The sequence below is a fragment of the Cupriavidus sp. R6-3 genome (assembly GCF_059772245.1).
The window spans coordinates 58,178-75,740 of the sequence record NZ_JCBAJO010000004.1; the positions used below are offsets into that span (position 1 = coordinate 58,178).

The 17,563-nt window shown below is 68.1% G+C and carries 13 protein-coding genes; 7 read left to right on the forward strand and 6 right to left on the reverse strand.

Annotated elements, in window-relative coordinates; translation table 11 throughout:
- Positions 1-57 precede the first annotated feature (57 nt).
- The 5 genes from AC6EI8_RS01865 to AC6EI8_RS01885 form a co-directional block, all read right to left on the reverse strand.
- Positions 58-2,139 (reverse strand): 3-hydroxyacyl-CoA dehydrogenase NAD-binding domain-containing protein, encoded by a 2,082-nt coding sequence (locus tag AC6EI8_RS01865; protein WP_498381127.1) that lies wholly within the window; start codon positions 2,137-2,139, stop codon positions 58-60.
- Between the two features lie 123 nt (positions 2,140-2,262).
- Positions 2,263-4,020: a long-chain-fatty-acid--CoA ligase gene (locus AC6EI8_RS01870; RefSeq protein WP_265634679.1), complete on the reverse strand. Its 1,758-nt coding sequence runs from the start codon at positions 4,018-4,020 to the stop codon at positions 2,263-2,265.
- A gap of 129 nt (positions 4,021-4,149) precedes the next feature.
- Complete coding sequence (locus tag AC6EI8_RS01875; protein ID WP_265634682.1) at positions 4,150-5,484, reverse strand: MFS transporter; 1,335 nt, start codon at positions 5,482-5,484, stop codon at positions 4,150-4,152.
- Positions 5,481-6,206: an alpha/beta fold hydrolase gene (locus AC6EI8_RS01880; RefSeq protein WP_498381128.1), complete on the reverse strand. Its 726-nt coding sequence runs from the start codon at positions 6,204-6,206 to the stop codon at positions 5,481-5,483. The genes AC6EI8_RS01875 and AC6EI8_RS01880 overlap by 4 nt, the downstream gene beginning before the upstream one ends.
- Positions 6,207-6,208: 2 nt before the next feature.
- On the reverse strand, positions 6,209-7,144 hold the full coding sequence (locus tag AC6EI8_RS01885) for an alpha/beta fold hydrolase (RefSeq protein ID WP_149319589.1): 936 nt from the start codon (positions 7,142-7,144) through the stop codon (positions 6,209-6,211).
- 322 nt (positions 7,145-7,466) lie between these two features.
- Between AC6EI8_RS01885 and AC6EI8_RS01890 the strand changes: the two genes are divergently transcribed.
- The 7 genes from AC6EI8_RS01890 to AC6EI8_RS01920 all read left to right on the forward strand — a co-directional run bounded on the left by AC6EI8_RS01890 (position 7,467) and on the right by AC6EI8_RS01920 (position 16,206).
- Positions 7,467-8,651, forward strand: coding sequence for an acyl-CoA dehydrogenase family protein (locus tag AC6EI8_RS01890; RefSeq protein WP_498381130.1), 1,185 nt, complete (start codon positions 7,467-7,469; stop codon positions 8,649-8,651).
- A 79-nt stretch (positions 8,652-8,730) separates the two neighbouring features.
- Positions 8,731-9,948: an acyl-CoA dehydrogenase family protein gene (locus AC6EI8_RS01895; protein ID WP_498381131.1), complete on the forward strand. Its 1,218-nt coding sequence runs from the start codon at positions 8,731-8,733 to the stop codon at positions 9,946-9,948.
- Between the two features lie 311 nt (positions 9,949-10,259).
- Positions 10,260-11,216, forward strand: coding sequence for an ABC transporter permease (locus tag AC6EI8_RS01900; RefSeq protein WP_149319586.1), 957 nt, complete (start codon positions 10,260-10,262; stop codon positions 11,214-11,216).
- A gap of 152 nt (positions 11,217-11,368) precedes the next feature.
- The gene (locus tag AC6EI8_RS01905; RefSeq protein ID WP_187829282.1) at positions 11,369-12,202 is read left to right on the forward strand and encodes an ABC transporter permease; all 834 of its coding nucleotides are present in this window, start codon (positions 11,369-11,371) and stop codon (positions 12,200-12,202) included.
- A 122-nt stretch (positions 12,203-12,324) separates the two neighbouring features.
- Positions 12,325-14,052, forward strand: a complete 1,728-nt coding sequence (locus tag AC6EI8_RS01910) for an ABC transporter substrate-binding protein (RefSeq protein WP_498381132.1) — start codon at positions 12,325-12,327, stop codon at positions 14,050-14,052.
- 82 nt (positions 14,053-14,134) lie between these two features.
- Entirely contained in the window at positions 14,135-15,124 is a 990-nt protein-coding gene (locus tag AC6EI8_RS01915; protein WP_498381133.1) for an ABC transporter ATP-binding protein, read from the forward strand.
- Positions 15,121-16,206: an ABC transporter ATP-binding protein gene (locus tag AC6EI8_RS01920; protein ID WP_498381134.1), complete on the forward strand. Its 1,086-nt coding sequence runs from the start codon at positions 15,121-15,123 to the stop codon at positions 16,204-16,206. Before AC6EI8_RS01915 ends, AC6EI8_RS01920 begins: the two co-directional genes overlap by 4 nt.
- 100 nt (positions 16,207-16,306) lie before the next feature.
- On the opposite strand, the gene AC6EI8_RS01925 is transcribed toward AC6EI8_RS01920, so the two are convergent.
- Complete coding sequence (locus tag AC6EI8_RS01925; RefSeq protein WP_150082255.1) at positions 16,307-17,545, reverse strand: TetR/AcrR family transcriptional regulator; 1,239 nt, start codon at positions 17,543-17,545, stop codon at positions 16,307-16,309.
- Positions 17,546-17,563 lie beyond the last annotated feature (18 nt).

Genomic DNA, 17,563 nt, shown 5'->3' on the forward strand with positions numbered 1-17,563 from the left:
GCATTGCGGCCCCGTATGGCGGCCCCGTATGGCGGCCACAATGCCCAACTGGTGGGCCTACTTCAGGTCGCCAAACTTGCGACCCTGCGCCACCAGGTCTTCGAGCAGCCTGGCCGGCTTGAAGTCGGCACCGAAGCTTTCCTCGTAGCGCCGCAGCGTCTCCAGCACCTTGTCGAGCCCGATGGTGTCCGCATAGAACATCGGGCCGCCGCGGTAGACCGGCCAGCCATAGCCGTTGACCCAGATCACATCGATATCCGACGCGCGGATCGCCTTGCCTTCCTCCAGGATCTTGGCGCCCTCGTTGATCATCGGATAGATGCAGCGCTCCAGGATCTCCTGCTCGGAGACGACGCGGCTGGTGCGGCCCTGCTTCGCCGCGAAATCGCGGATCACCTGCTCGACCACCGGCGACGGCCTGGCGTTGCGCTTCTCGTCGTAGTCGTAGTACCCCGCTCCGGTCTTCTGGCCGCGCCGGTCCATTTCGCAGAGGATTTCGCGCAGCGTCGAGCTGCTCGACTTCTCCCGGACCCAGCCGAGGTCGAGGCCGGCGAGGTCGCTCATCGCGAACGGTCCCATCGGGAAGCCGAAGTCGTACAGCACGCGGTCGACATCCCATGGCAGCGCGCCTTCCAGCACCAGCTTCTGTGCCTCGCGCTGGCGCTGCGCCAGCATCCGGTTGCCGACGAAGCCCGGGCAGACGCCCACCAGCGCGGCGATCTTGCCGATCTTGCGGGCCAGTTCCATGGACGTGCGGATCACCGGCTTGGCGGTCTTCGCGCCGCGCACGACCTCCAGCAGCTTCATCACATTGGCCGGCGAGAAGAAATGCAGGCCGATCACCGCCTCAGGCCGCGACGTGGCGGCGGCGATCTCGTCGACGTCCAGCGCCGAAGTATTGGTCGCCAGGATCGCGCCCGGCTTGGCGATGCGGTCAAGCCGGCCGAACACGTCCTTCTTGACGTCCATGTTCTCGAACACGGCCTCGATCACCAGATCGGCGTCGGCCAGCCGCTCCATCTGCAGCGTCGGCGTCAGCAGCGCCATGCGGCGCTCGATGTCGGCGGCCGTGATGCGGCCCTTCTTCGCCGTGTTCTCGTAGTTGGCGCGGATGGTCCGCACCCCACGGTCCAGCGCCTGCTGCGAGGTCTCGACGATGGTGACCGGATAGCCGGCATTGAGAAAGTTCATCGCAATGCCGCCGCCCATGGTGCCGGCCCCGATGATGCCGACCTGCTTGACCGGCAGCAGCGGCGTATCGGCGCCGATATCGGGCAACTGCCAGACCTGACGCGAGGCGAAGAAGTAGTAGCGCTGCGCCGCCGACTGGTTGCCGTTCAGCAGCTCGACGAACATCGCACGCTCGCGCTTGAGCCCTTCGTCGAACGGCAGTTCGACCGCCGCCTCGATGCAGCGGATGTTGTATTCCGGCGCATCGAAGCCGCGAAAGCGCCGGGCGTTGGCCCGGCGGAACTCGGCGAAGATCTCCGGCTTCCCGCGCGCGGCGGCGATCTTGTCGTCGAGATCGCGGACCTTGCGCAGCGGCCGCGCCTCGGCCACGACCCGGCGGGCGAAGGCGATGGCATCGGCGCGCAGGCTGGCGTCGTCGGTCAGCAGATCGACCAGACCCATCTCGGCCGCGGCCGGCGCCGGCACGTGGGTGCCCGAGGTGACCATTTCCAGCGCCTTCTCGACGCCGACGATGCGCGACAGCCGCTGGGTGCCCCCCGCGCCGGGCAGCAGGCCCAGATTGACCTCGGGCAGGCCGCACTTGGCGGAACGCGCCGCCACGCGATAGTGGCAGACCAGCGCGACTTCGAGTCCGCCGCCGAGTGCGGTGCCGTGGATGGCGGCAATTACCGGCTTGGGCGCGTCCTCGATGGCGGCCTGCACCTCGGGCAACGACGGGCCGGTCGGGGGCTTGCCGAACTCGGTGATATCGGCGCCCGCGATAAAGGTCTTGCCGGCGCAGATCAGCACGATGGCCTTGACCGCGTCGTCGGCGACGGCTTGCCGGACGCCCGCCAGGATGCCCGCGCGAACATTGGCCGACAGCGCGTTGACCGGCGGCGAGTCGATCGTCAGCACGGCGACGCCGGCGTCCATGGTGAGGTCGGTGACCGGGTTGATGGTCGTCATCGAGATGTCTCCATTGGAATTGGGAATTGAAATCAGAACTGGATCCGCACTCAGGATCGGGCTCGGGGTCCGAATCGGGATCGGGATCGGGCAAGGATCAACACCACGCAGCCCGCTCCCACCTCAGCTCGCACGATCGCTGACATCCCGCGCGATCGCCAGAAAGCGATCCAGCTCGTCGCGGATGCGCTTCTTGTTGTACTTGCCGACGCTGGTCTTCGGGATGTCGCGCGTGATCGCCACCAGCTTGGGCAGCATCCATTTGGTGATGCGGCCGGTGTCGACGCCATGGGTCTTCAGGAAATCGATGACCGCGTATTCATCGGCCTCGAAGCCGGTGCGCACGCTGACCAGCGCCATCGGCCGTTCGCCCCAGACCGGATCGGGCACGCCGACCACGGTCGCCTCCTGCACGAAGTCGGCCATCGCGATCAGGTTTTCCAGCAGCACGGTCGGCACCATCTCGGCGCCGCTGCGGATCACGTCCTTGATGCGGTCCGCGATCGTGATGTAGCCGTGCGCATCGACCTTGGCAAGGTCGCCGGTATGCAGCCAGCCGCCGCGCCACAGCTCGGCGCTCTTCTCGGGATCGCGGAAATAGCGTTCGGTGGTCCACGGCGCGCGCACGACGATCTCGCCGACCGTCTGGTCGTCCTTCGGCACCGGCTTGCCGTCATCGTCCACCACCTCGACGTCGACGCCGAGGATCGGCAGGCCCGCCTTGACCAGCAGCGCATCGGTCTGCTCGCGGTCCAGGTCGACCAGGTCCTTCTTGATGAAGGAGGTGACGATGGTCGGGGCGGTCTCCGTCATGCCGTACCCGGAGCTCATCCGGAACGACGGAATCAGCGCTTCGAGCTTCTTCTTCAGGCCCAGCGGCAGCGCACCGCCGCCGACGTTGACGCGCACCAGGCTGCTCAGGTCGTATTTGTGCAGATCCGGGTATTCGAGCAGCATCGCCGCGATGGTGGCGACGATGCCGACCGAGGTCACCTTCTCGCGCTCGACCAGCTCGCAGAACCCCTGCACGGTGAAGGTGCCGTGCAGCACGATCTTCTGCGCGCTGTAGACCGCGATGAAGGGCGCGCCCCAGGCGTGGATATGGAACATCGGCGTGTTCAGCAGCGGCACCGCCGATTCGCCGAGCCGCACGCCAAGGCCGTCCTCGATGTCGATCGACGGCGTGTTGGCGATCGCCATCTGCGCCATCACGTGCACCGTCATCAGATACAGCTGGCGATGCGTGAAGGTCGCGCCCTTGGGCTGTCCGGTGGTGCCGGTGGTGTAGCACAGCGTCGCGTTGACGTCCTCGTGCAGGGCCGGCCAGTCGAACTGCTCTGGCTGCCGCGCCAGCAGATCCTCGTAGTGGATCAGGTTGGCGATGCGCGTCTCCGGCAGCCCGGGCTTGTCCGACAGATAGACGAAGCGCTGCACCACATCCTTGATATGGTCGTAGATGCCCTCGACCAGCGGCAGCAGCGCGTCGTCGAAGAACAGCACGCGGTCCTGCGCATGGCGGATGGTGTAGACGATGTGCTCGGGGGACAGCCGGACGTTGACCGGATGCAGCGTCGCGCCGACGCCGGGCACGCCGAAGTACAGTTCCAGGTGGCGGTGCGTGTTCAGCGCCATGGTGGCGATGCGGTCGCCCGGTTCGCGCGGAGTACCCGCCACGACGTCGAGTTCGGACGACAGCGCGTTGGCCAGTTGGCAGACGCGCCGATACCACTGGTCCCAGGTAAAGCGGAAGTACTCGCCGCTGAGGTGATTGCGGTAGACGACGCCGATCTGATCGGGATACATCCGCACCGGCCGCCGCATGATGGTGGTCAGCAGCAGCGGATAGTGGGTGCTGAACTCGGGATAGGTTCTGGCTTCCATCTCGTCTCCTGGTGTTTGTCTTTTGCCCTCTGCCCCGGCCCTTTCCCGCAGGCGGGAGAAGGAAGCAGACCGTGGGCAAAGCGTCGTCGTCGGGGCATCGGCGTACCCAAGCGTCAGAGCGTCAGCACGTCACGACGTCATGGGATCGCCCTGGTTCGGCGGCAACGGGCCGGGCCGTCGTCGCGGGTCCTTCATCGCCAGCGCCATCGCGAACGCCAGGCACTTGACCGCGATGGCCAGCGCGAACACCAGCCAGAAGCGCACGCCCTGCGCCAGCATGCCGCCCAGCACCGGGCCGATCGCCATCATCGCGTAGGTGCCGGTGCCCGCGACGGCCAGCAGCATCGGCCGGTCCTTGCGTGCGCCGAATTCCATCACCAGGTTGTCGGCCGAGATGAAGAACCCGCCGAAGCCCGCGCCCAGCCCACAGAAGGCGAGCACGAACCAGCCCAGCGAGCCGCAGCACAGCAGCAGCGCGGTGGCGGCGATCCATAGCGCGATACTGGCGAGAAATACCAGACGATAGCCGCAGCGGTCGGCCAGCCGGCCCCACAGCAGATTGCTCGCGGTCTGCGCCAGCAGATAGGCCAGGCTCAGATAGCCCAGCGTGGCGCCGGACAGGTCGATATGCTGGCCGGCATAGATCGCATAGAACGGCATCGCCATCATGCCCAGCGCCACCAGCGCACGGGCGACGAAGAAGCGCACGAAGTCGGGCTGCGCCCGCAGCAAGGCCGGCACCTCGCGGATGCGGCGCCGAAAGCCGACCGGCAGGCGCACGTCCTGCAAGGCGGGCTCGCGCATGCCGGCCAGGGCGGAGATGCCGAGGCTGGTCAGCACGAAGGCGGCCAGGAAGGTCGCCGCATAGCCGTTGCCGAGCACGTCGTTGCCGACCAGATAGCGCCCGCCGAGCCAGGCCACCGCCGCCGCGGTCAGGCCGCCGAAGAAGTTGCGCAGCGCGCTGAGTCCGCCACGGCGATGCAGCGGAATGATCTTCGAGGTCAGGTATTGGAAGGCGACGTTCTGCACGCCGTTCAGCAGCCCGAACAGCAGCAGGAAGACGGCCGCCGCCGTCAGCGCCGCCGCACCAGACAGCCACAGCGCCGACAGCGCCAGCCCCAGCACCTGCAGCCGTACCAGCCAGCCGACGCGGTACAGCATCGGCATCACCTGTTGCCGATGCTCGATCAGCGTCGCGCCCCACAGCGACGACGCGGCCATGCCGGCGTACTGCGCCGACAGCACCAGGCCGACGGTCAGCTTCGAGCCGGACAGCAGGTAGAGATAGGCCGGCACGAAGGTCGGCGCGGTGACCAGCCGGAAGCCGGTCATGCCCAGCATGCCGTGCGCCAGGAAGGCCAGCGCATTGCGGCGGAAATGCCGCGACACATGGTCCAGATAGCCGCGCTCGGCATCGTCGTCCGCGTCGGCGGACTCGCGCGCGGACGACAGGGCCGGGCTCATGCCGACTCCCGCTCCGGGCGGATGCCGGCGCCCGCAGCGGCCGCGTATTGCTGCAACGCCTGGTCCAGCGCGACCGGCTCCAGCGACAGCAGCTCCATCACCGCGGCGAGCCACGGCGGGCGCTCGCAGCAGCAGACGGAGATGGGCGTATCGAGGTCGGAATGCTGCGAGGCCAGCATCGCGAAGCTCGACGCATAGCTGGGCGGGCGGACGTCATTGGCCAGCTCCGCAATCGCAAACGGATCGGGCGGCGCCAACTGGTTCAGATCCGGCACCGGAATATAGGGGCTGCGCGCCGCGCCGCCGCCGCCGGACAGCCCGGGTCCGTCGCGCACGATGGCGCCGCGCACCTCGCCCGGACGCGCCCCGGCCAGCAGCAGCGCGACATAGCCGCCGATGCCGCGTCCGGCGACCGTGCAGGGGCCCAGATGCGCCAGCGCGATGTCGGCATCGGCCATCAGGAATTCACAGCTGTAGCCGCCGCCGCGCGGCAGGTCCGATTCACCATGGCCGGTGAAGTCGAGCGCATGGATCGGACCGGGCCAGCTCGCGTATTCGGCCGGCAGGGTAGTCGGCGAACGTTCGCCCAGCCCATGCAGCAACAGCAGCGGATGACCGCCGCCATCCTTGAGCCGATGCAGCGCGAGCCGCAGACGATGGTGGCGCAGGTAGTGGGGCGGGGACTGGCGCAGGGACTGGCGCAGGGACGGAATCGAGGACATGGTCATGCGCCGAAGAACTGAAGGATGCGGCGCGCCGTCTCCTGCGGCCGTTCGATATGGATGAAATGGCCGACGTCCTGCATGCGATGGACCTCGGTGGTGGCCGGGAAGAACGGCATCAGGTCGTCCGCGGTCGCGTCCCAGCCCATCGGTTCCTTCTCGGAGCCGAAGATGGCCAGCATCGGGATCGGAAAACCCGGCAGCCTGTCGGTCATCCAGCGCACCCGCATCGGTCCGAAGCCGCCCACGCCGATCGCGGGGTCCAGCTTCCAGCGCCAGCCCTGCTCGTCGCGGCGCGCGCCGTGCGAGGCGATGTAGCAAAGCCATTCATGGCTCAGGCGCGGGTTCATCCGGGCGCGGCGCTGTGCCAGTTCCTCCAGCGTGCCGGGCCGGCGCTCGAGCTCGCCGCTGCGGCGGCGCGCATCGAGCCAGCGGGCGATGACGGGCCCGGTCAGCGAGGACTTGCGTTCCCGTACGGCGCTGTCGGCATGCGGGCTGCGGAACGGCAGGCCGTCGATCGAAGCAAAACGGATGAACCGGTGCGGCAGCGCCTGGATCGCCTGCACCAGCAGCGAGCCGCCCTTGCTGTGGCCGACCGCCAGGCACGGCTCACGCGTGATCGAATCCGCCACCGCCAGCATGTCGCGCACATCGGCGACCCAGTTGTAGAGATCGGCGTGATCGGAATCGCCGTGGCCGCGATGGTCGTACGAGACCACGCGGTAGCCCGCATCGGCCAGCAGCGGCGCGAAGCCATCGAAGGTGCGGGCGAAATCGAGCGCGCCATGGACGAGCAGCAGCGGCGTGGCATCCGGCTCGCCCCATTCGTAGACGGCCAGCCGCAGGCCGCTGGCGTCGACCCAGCGGCGGCGGTCGGGCGCGCGCGCGCCGGGGAAGGTCCACACCGCTTCGTCGATCGAAGCCTCGCTGGTCTCCATGTCTCCACCTCGGCCGCTCCGGCGCATCGCGCCGTCGACCTGTTTCGTAACTCTGGTATGTTTCCGGCGATGCTAACACAGCGCTCGCGCTCCGCCATGTTGCCTTTCAAACTGCACCGCATGGGGCATATTCGATATGCGCGCTCTGCATGGCCGATACCGTTTTCGTAAATAGCGTATTGACGGTGGCGAGCGCCCGCTTGTATAACGGCCCTGCGGCCCCGGATCGGCGCAGTCCGTATTCGGCGGCGCACGGTTCGAGCAAGGGGTTCAAGCAACGACCACGGCCCGCAGAGGCCGGCCACCGCGACAGGAGACCACCGTGGAAGACCTGGAGACGTTCCGGCAGCAGACACACGCCTGGCTGCAGGACAATTGCCCGCCCGAGATGCGGCAGCCGGTGCAGGACGACGAGGACATCTGCTGGGGCGGACGCAAGTTCCGCTTCCGCTCCGAGGCCCAGCGCCAATGGCTCGAACGGATGGCCGAGCGCGGCTGGACCGTGCCCGAATGGCCGCGCGAATACGGTGGCGGCGGCCTGAGCCGCGAACAGGCCAAGATCCTGCGCGAGGAAATGCAGCGGCTGGGCTGCCGGGTGCCGCTGCAGAGCTTCGGCATCTCGATGCTCGGGCCGGCGCTGCTCAAGTACGGCAGCGAGGCGCAGAAGCGCGAGCACCTGCCGAAGATCGCGCGCGGCGAGATCCGCTGGTGCCAGGGCTATTCCGAGCCGAACGCCGGCTCCGACCTGGCGGCGCTGCAGACCCGCGCCGAGGACCGTGGCGACCACTTCGTCGTCAACGGCCAGAAGATCTGGACCTCGTATGCCGACAGGGCCGACTGGATCTTCTGCCTGGTGCGCACCGATTTCTCCGCGCAGAAGCACACCGGCATCAGCTTCCTGCTGTTCGACATGGAGACGCCGGGCGTGACGACCCGCCCGATCGTGCTGATCTCCGGCAAGTCGCCGTTCTGCGAGACCTTCTTCGACGACGTCGTGGTGCCGCGCGACCAGCTGGTCGGCGAACTCAACGGCGGCTGGGAGATCGCCAAGTATCTGCTGACCCATGAGCGCGACATGATCAGCGCGATCGGCAGCCGGGGCTTCCGGCAGCCGCTGGGGCGCCACGCCACCAAGGCGATCGGCACCGATGCGGCCGGCCGGCTCGACGAGCCGATGCTGCGCGCGCAACTGGCCCGCTTCGAGATCGACGAGGCCGCGTTCGGTTTCGCCGGCGAACGGGTGCGCGACCTGGCGAAGCAAGGTGAAGGCATCGCGGCCTTCTCGTCGGTGCTCAAGTACTACGGCGCCGAGCTGAACAAGCGACGCTACGAGCTCTTGATGTCGATCGGCGGCAGCGATGCGCTCGAATGGGAAAGCGAGCGCAGCCATCAGGGCGCCACCGCGCGCGCCTGGCTGCGCACCAAGGCCAATTCGATCGAGGGCGGCACCAGCGAGGTCCAGCTGAACATCGTCGCCAAGCGCATCCTGGGCCTGCCCGGCGCCTGACGCCACTGCCCCTTCCTTCCCTTCACCGGGCCGGGGCCGCGCGATCGCACGGCGCCCGGCACCCTTCGCGGACATCGACATGGCCATCGTACTGAACGACACCCAGGACATGCTGCGCGACAGCGCGCTGACCTTCCTGCGCGAGAACGCACCGATCTCCGCGCTGCGCGCGATGCGCGACAGCGGCGATCCGACCGGCTTCTCGCGCGAGCTGTGGCAACGCTTTGCCGACCTCGGCCTGGCCGGCGTGCTGGTGCCCGAGGCCTACGGCGGCAGCGGGCTCGGCGTGGTGGAAGCCGGCGTCATCATGGAGGCAATCGGCCGCACGCTGGCGCCCTCGCCCTTCCTCTCCACCGCGGTAATCGGCGCCTCCCTGCTGACGCACTACGGCAGCGATGCACAACGCGACGGGCTGCTGCCCGCCATCGCATCCGGCCGGCACCTGACCGCGCTGGCGCTCGACGAAGCCGGCAAGCATCGCCCGTTCCGCCTGGCCACGCGTGCGACGCCGCATGCCGGCGGCTATCGCATCGACGGCACCAAGCAGCTGGTCGTCGACGGCCACGTCGCGGATACGCTGATCGTCGCGGCGCGCACCGGCGATGCCCGGGCGGGACAAGCCACCAATGCCACCAATGCCACCAATGCCACCAATGCCGCCAACGCCGTCAATGCCGCCGGAGCCGACGACACGCAAGGCATCACGCTGCTGCTGGTGCCCCGCGCCACCCCGGGCGTGCGGATCGAACGCGCGGTATTGGCCGACGCCACGCAGGCCGCGCGCATCGTCTTCGAAGGCGTGCAGGTGCCCGCGGACGCCGTACTCGGCGAAGTCGACGGCGGCGGCGCCCTGCTCGAGCGCGCGCTCGACATCGGCCGCGCGGTGCTGTCCTCCGAGCTGCTCGGCATCGCGGACGAGGCCTTCGCCCGCACGCTGGCGTATCTGAAGGAGCGCCGCCAATTCGGCAAGATCATCGGCGAATTCCAGGCGCTGCAGCACCGCGCCGCGCATCTGTTCACCGAACTGGAACTCACTCGCGCGATCGTGCTGCGCTGCCAGCAACGGCTCGACGAATCGGCGCCGGACGGCCCCGAGCCACTGGTGTCGGCCGCCAAGGCCCGCGCCGGCGAGACCGCGACGCTCGCGGTGCAGGAAGGCGTGCAGATGCACGGCGGCATCGGCATGACCGACGAGTTCGAGATCGGCTTCTTCATGAAGCGCGCACGCACCGCGCAGGAGTGGCTGGGCGACGCGAACTTCCACGCCGATCGCTGGGCCCGGCTGCGCGGCTACTAGCCGCCGCGGCGACAAAGCAGAGGCCGCGCCGCCGCCCGCCCCCGGGAAATTCACTAGAGCGCCGGGGGCGCTTCCGGGTTGTCATCGCTTCGAACGATGAGTATGCTGGGATCGCGATTGGCGCAAAGCCGGTCGCTGTATCGTCCCGCACAAAAACTGCATTCCGCGTGCCGAAATACCGCCACAGGCAATGACCTGTGGACGGAAACAGGAGACAGCATGGCCGGAGCATCAGCAGAAATCGTGTTGCCGGTATCCCCGCCGGCATCGGCGCGCGCGGCCCGCCGCGCCCCTCGTCACGCGAGGCGTCCATGAGCGCCTACCTGATGCGCCGGCTGCTGGCGCTGCTGCCCACGCTGCTGTTCGCCAGCATCATCGTGTTCTCGATCGTGCGGCTGGTGCCGGGCGACGTGGTCGACCTGATGCTGAGCCAGAACGACATCAGCGCCGATGTGCGCAGCCGCGAGGAACTGATGCAGCTGCTCGGCCTCGACCGGCCGATGTGGGAGCAATACCTGCACTGGATCGGCAATATCGTGCTGCACGGCGATCTCGGCGTGTCGCTGTGGCAGGGCGAGCCGGTGCTGAAGATGGTGATGGCGCGCATTCCGGTGACGCTGTCGCTTGGCGCCATCGCGCTGGTGGTCGCGTTGTCGGTGGCGCTGCCGATCGGCGTGCTGTCGGCGATCCGGCAGGACAGCGCGGCCGACTACGTGGCGCGCTCGTTCTCGATCCTGATGCTGGCGGTGCCGAGCTTCTGGCTGGGCACGATGGTGATGGTGTTTCCGTCGGTCTGGTGGGGCTGGTCGCCCGAGGTTCGCTACGTGCCGTTCCGCGAAAACCCGCTGCAGCACATCGAGCAGATGCTGGTGCCGGCGATCGTGCTGGGCATGGCGCTGTCGGCGATCACGATGCGGATGACGCGCACGATGATGCTGGAGGTGCTGCGCCAGGACTATATCCGCACCGCCTGGGCCAAGGGGCTGAACGAACGGATGGTGATCCTGCGGCATGCGCTGCGCAACGCGCTGATTCCCGTGGTGACGCTGGTAGGCCTGCAGGCGCCGCTGCTGATCGGCGGCGCCGTCATCATCGAGCAGATCTTCGCGCTGCCCGGCATGGGCCTGCTGCTGCTCGATGCGGTGCATCAACGCGACTATCCGGTGATCACCGGCGTTTTCCTGGTGGTCGGCGTGGCGGTGATGCTGATCAATCTGCTGGTCGACCTCAGCTACGGCTTGTTCGATCCGAAAGTGAGGCATCGCTGATGGCACGTTCCGCGACTCCCCTGACTCCTGTCGCGCCGGCGGCGGCCGACGCCGCCGCGGCGACCGTGGCGGCTTCCGGAGCAACGGCGACAGCAACCGCAGCAACGGCAATATCGGCGTCCGCCACGGCCCGCCACTGGCCCGGCTTCGGCCTGTTGCGCCGCCTGTTCCGCGACAAGCCGCTCGGCGCGGCAGGCGCGGTGATCTGCGCGATCTTCCTGTTCTGCGGTGTCTTCGCCGATGTGCTGGCGCCCTACGGCGTCAACGAGATCAACATGCTGCATCGCCTGCAGGCGCCGTCGTGGGCCCATCCCTTCGGCACCGACAACCTCGGCCGCGACATGCTGTCGCGCTGCCTGTACGGCGCGCAGCTGTCGGTGGTGATCGGCCTGTCGGCCGCGACGCTGGCCACCGCGGTATCGGTACTGCTCGGCATCCTTACCGGCTATCTCGGCGGCAAGTTCGACCTGGTGGCGCAGCGCTTCGTCGATGCGTGGATGAGCTTTCCGGACCTGGTGATCCTGATCGTGGTGGTGTCGGTGCTTGGCCCGGGCAGCTGGCAGATCGTGGTGACGCTGGGCCTGCTGCTCGGCATCGGCGGCTCGCGCATCGTGCGCAGCGCGGTCGTCTCGGTGCGCGAGAACATGTATGTGCACGCCGCGCAGTCGATGGGCGCGTCGACGCCGCGCATCCTGTGGCGCCACATCCTCCCCAACGTGCTGCCGCCGGTGATCGTGCTGTTCACCACCCGCGTCGGTACCGCGATCCTCGCCGAGTCGGGACTGTCCTTCCTCGGCCTGGGCGTGCCGCCGCCGGCGCCGACCTGGGGCGGCATGCTGTCGGGCGACGGCCGCACCTTCATGTTCCAGGGCCCGTGGCTGGCGCTGGCGCCCGGCGCCTGCCTGACCGTGGTCGTCTACGCGATCAACGTCTACGGCGACGCGCTGCGCGACCTGCTCGATCCGCGCATGCGGGGCACGCGATAGCGACGGTGCCCGGCAACGCGGCAACCGGTACTACAGCACCCGGTGCCACGGCAGCCGTGAACACGGCGCCCGGCAGCACGGCACGGACTCACCCCCTACAAGAACAGAGACAGGAGACAGCGATGATCGACAACGACAAGGCGGTCCACCGCACGGCGAAACGGGCAGCGGCCATCGCCGCGGCTGTCGCGCTGGCCGGGATGGCCGTGACCGCGGGCAGCGCCATCGCGCAGGCCGAGGCGCCGAAATACGGCGGCACCGTGGAGATCGGCTCGGTCTACCCAACCATCTCCGCCCTGTCGTGGGATCTCGCCGACTGGAACTGGAAGCAGAACTACGACACCGGCCAGGTCTACGAGCATCTGTTCGCCGCCGACCTGAGCAAGGCCAAGCGCAACGGCGGCAAGTACGCCTTCCAGGCCGATGCCTGGCTGCCGGAGGACGCGATCCGCGGCGAGCTGGCCGAATCGTGGAAATGGACCGATCCGCTGACGCTCGAGGTGAAGCTGCGCAAGGGCGTCAAGTTCCCCGCCAAGCCCGGCGTGATGGAAGAGCGCGAACTGGTCGCCGAGGATGTGGTGTTCAGCTACAGCCGGCAGGAGGCCAGCGCGAAGAAGATCCCGACGTACTTCGATCACCTGAGCAAGGTCGAGGCGCGCGACAAGCACACGGTGGTGTTCCGCTTCAAGGAATTCAACGCCGAATGGGACTACCGCTTCGGCTGGGGCTACTACTCCGGGATCATGCCCAAGGAGGTGGCCACGGCCGGCGCCGCCAACTGGAAGAACGTCAACGGCACGGGCCCGTTCACGCTGACGCAGTTCGTGCAGGGCAACGCCAGCACCTACACGAAGAATCCGCAGTACTGGGACAGCGAGCGCATCGGCAACAAGGACTACAAGCTGCCCTTCGTCGACAAGGTGGTGCTGCGCACGATCAAGGACGAGGCCACGCGCAACACCATGCTGCGCACCGGCAAGCTCGACATCATGGAGGGCCTGCGCTGGACCGCGGTGGACGAACTCAAGCGCAGCGCGCCGCAGCTGCAGTGGTCGCGCTGGCTGTCGTACACGGGCCAGTATCTGGCGCTGCGGGTCGACACCAAGCCGTTCAACGATATCCGCGTTCGGCGGGCGCTGAACATGGCGATCAACAAGCAGGAGATCGTCAAGCAGTACTACGGCGGCAACGCCGAGCTGTTCGCCTATCCGCAGCATCCGGACTATGTCGGTTACTACGAGCCGCTCAGCGCGATGCCGGACAACGTCAAGGAGCTGTTCACCTACAACTCGGACAAGGCACGCAAGCTGCTGGCCGAGGCCGGCTATCCGAAGGGCTTCACCTTCAAGGTGCAGGTGTGCGCCTGCAGCCCGGACCATATGGAGCTGCTGCCGCTGATCGCCGCCTACCTCGAACAGGTGGGCGTGCGCATCCAGATCCAGCCGATGGAGTACGGCGCCTTCCTGTCGGCGATGACGACCAAGACCAACGCGCCCGGCTACATGATGAACAACGGCCACACCAATCCGACCACGACGATCCGCAAGAGCTTCGTCAGCGGCCAGGTGTGGAACGCCTCGCAGTGGAACGATCCGAAGTTCGACAAGCGCGTCGAGGAAGCCTTCGAGCTGCGCGACGTCGGCAAGCGGCAGGAGGCGCTGCGCGCGCTGACGCGCGAGATCGTCGCGCAGGCGCCGTATATCTGGCTGCCGACGCAGTACGTCTATACGGCCTGGTGGCCGTGGGTCAAGAACTACGGCGGCGAACTGCGTGCCGGCGCGGTGCGGCCCGGACCGATCTACGCGCGGCTGTGGATCGATCAGGAGATGAAGAAGAAGATGGGCTTCTGAGCCCAAACCCGCCCAAGCCCGCACACGCCGCCGGCAGCTTTGCCCGATGCCGGCGCCAACCTCGCACCACCAGGAGCAAGCGATGACGCAGCCGATCCTGCAGGTCCGCGACCTGACCACGCGCTTTCGCACCGATCGCGGCGTGGTCACCGCGGTCGATCAGGTCTCCTTCGACGTGGCGCCCGGAGAGACGCTCGCCATCGTCGGCGAATCGGGCTCCGGCAAGAGCGTGACGGCGCTGTCGATCCTGGGCCTGATCCCGCGTCCGCCCGGCTCGATCGACGCCGGCGAGATCCTGTTCGACGGGCAGGACCTGCTCAAGCTCGACGCCGACGCGATGCGCGCGATCCGCGGCAATCGCATCGCGATGATCTTCCAGGAGCCGATGTCGTCGATGAATCCGGCGCTGACGATCGGCAAGCAGATCGCCGAGCCGATCCAGCTGCATCAGAAGCTGCCGTGGAAGACCGCGCTCGGCATGGCCGCCGAGCTGCTCGGCCAGGTGCAGATCCCCGAGCCGGCCAGCCGCCTCAATGCCTATCCGCACCAGTTCTCCGGCGGCATGCGGCAGCGCGCGATGATCGCGATGGCGCTGGCCTGCAAGCCGCAGCTGATCATCGCCGACGAGCCGACCACCGCGCTCGACGTCACGGTGCAGGCGCAGATCCTCGATCTGCTGAAGGACCTGGCGCAGCGGCTCGGCACCGCGCTGATCCTGATCACGCACGACCTCGGCGTGGTGGCGCGCTACGCCGATCGCGTCGCGGTGATGTACGGCGGTCGCCTGGTCGAGATGGCTTCGGCCGACGACCTGTACCGCGAGCCGCGCCATCCGTACACGCGCGGGCTGATGGCCTGCGTGCCGCGGCTCGATGGCGATACCAGCCAGGCGCTGGTGCCGATCGAGGGCCAGCCGCCCGACCTGACCGCGCTCGGTCCCGGCTGCGCGTTCCAGCCGCGCTGCGCGCTGGCCCAGGCGCAATGCCGCGTCACGCGCCCGATGCTGCGGACCACCGGTGGCCGCGGCCTGTCCGTTCACCTGAATGCGTGCCACCTGCAGGAGACGCCATGACCGCCACCGCCGCGCTCGACACGCCCGCCATGAAGGACGCCGCCTTGAACGCCGGCGGCATGCCGCTCGCCGCCCCGGCTCCGGCGCCCCGCCCGCGCACCATCGGCCGCGAGATCCTGCGCGTGCAGGACTTGAAGGTGCATTTCCCGGTCACGCGCGGCGTGGTGTTCAAGCGCCAGGTCGGCTCGGTCAAGGCCGTCGACGGTGTCTCGTTCACGCTGCGCCAGGGCGAAACGCTGGGCCTGGTCGGCGAGAGCGGCTGCGGCAAGTCGACCACCGGCCTGGCGATCCTGAAGATGCTGGCCGCCAGCGGCGGGCACATCGACTACGACGGCACCGATCTGGCCCGGATGACGCGCGCGCAGGAGAAGCATTTCCGCCGCAGCGTGCAGATGGTCTACCAGGACCCGTTCGGCTCGCTGAACCCGCGCATGAAGGTGCGCGACATCGTGGCCGAGCCGCTCGAGATCCATGGCATGGCCGGCGATCGCGCGGCCGTGCGGGCGCGCGTCGGCGAGCTGCTGGAGATGGTCGGGCTGCTACCGTATATGGCGGACCGCTATCCGCACGAGTTCTCCGGCGGGCAACGCCAGCGCATCGGCATCGCCCGTGCGCTGGCGCTCAAGCCCGGCGTGATCGTCTGCGACGAGCCGGTGTCGGCGCTGGACGTCTCGATCCAGGCGCAGGTGGTCAATGTCTTCATGGACCTGCAGCGGCGGCTCGGGCTGTCGTACCTGTTCATTGCGCACGACCTGGCGGTGGTGCGCCATATCAGCGACCGCATCGCGGTGATGTACCTGGGCCGCATCGTCGAGATCGCCGATCGCGACGCGCTCTATGCGCAGCCGCGCCACCCCTACACGCAGGCGCTGCTGTCGGCGGTGCCGGTGGCCAATGTCCAGGCGGAACGGCAACGCAAACGCATCGTACTGCGTGGCGAGGTGCCCAGCCCGATGCATCCGCCGTCGGGCTGCCGCTTTCATACGCGTTGCCCGGTGGCGATGGAGCGCTGCAAATCGCAGGAACCGGCGCTGCGCGACAGCGGCGACGGGCAGATGGTGGCGTGCCATCTGTATGACTGATCTTGACGGCTGATCTTTACGGCTCGTCTTGACGGCTGGTCGGCTCGGTCGACCGAGCCGGCGGCGCCGATCTCCGCAGCACCGCCACGCCGCTACGCCGCTACGCCGGCGACAGGATCCCCATCAGCAGCGGCCGCACGAACAGGTCGGCCGCGTTGTCGGCCGAGGCATCGCGCACCCAGCGGCGCAGCTCGACCGCGGCGTTGATCATGCCGTTGATCTGCAGGGCGGCGATCGACTGGTCCAGCGGCCGGATCGAACCATCCTGCATGCCCTGCACCAGGAATCGCACGAAGCGTGCCGACAGCCGGTTCATCGTCAGCATCTTCTCCTTGCGCATTTCCTCGGGCAAGGCGCCATAGATCGTCAGCCGCAGCAGCGGCCCCTGGCTGGAGAACTGGTAGTGGACCAGCGCGCGCGTGACCGCGCACAGCTTGTCCCAGCCGGTGCCCGACCCGTTCTCGACCAGCGTCTGCGTGCTGCGTATCACGTCGAACATCCGATCGAAGCAGGCGCCGATCAGGTCATCCTTGTTCTCGTTGTGGTGGTAGAACGACCCCTTGGTCAGATTGAGCCGCGCCGAAATGCGGTCAGCCGACGCGCCCCGATAGCCCTGCTCGTTCAGCAGTTCGGTGGCGGCGCGCAGGAAGGCCTGCTGCGTGGTTTCCGGCTGGTCCAGGCAAGGCAGCAGCGCGGCGGTATCGAGCGTCGGCTGCCAGCGCGCCGCGCGCGAGCCGATGCCGTGCAGCAGCAGATCGATCACCGACTCGGCGACCTTCGGATAGTCCTCGGGCTCGTATCGCTCGATCCAGACCATCGCGCCCGTCGCCAGCGACAGCAGCAGGTGGGCGCGCGCGCTGAGCACGCTGCGCTCGGCCGCGTCCACCGGCGTGCGCTCGCGCAGCAGTTGGCGGATGCGGCGGAACATGTCGTTGTACGCGCTGAACGCGACCTCCGCATGGCTGTCCGGCAGCGTGCGGATCTCGCGGAAGCTCATCAGCTCCGGACGTTCTCCGGTGGCCGTCAACGCGAGCCGCGCGAAGAACAAGCGGATGAAGCCCGCCACCCGCTCGCCCGGCGTGGGCAGCTCGCTCGCCTGCGCCGCGATGCCGACCATCTCGTCGATGGTCCGCAACAGGCAGGCGACCACCAGATCTTCCTTCTTGCGGTAGTAGTAGGTGATGCTGTTCGTGCTCAGGCCCACGTCCTGCGCGACATCCGACAGCGTGGTGCCGCGCACGCCCTTGCGATTGAAGCGCATCGCGGCCGCATCGAGAATGGTCTCGCGCTTCTCGACATAGCGGCGCGTCGGGCGGGCTTCGACAGGGTCCTTGAGCATGGAGGGGAGCGTTGGGCG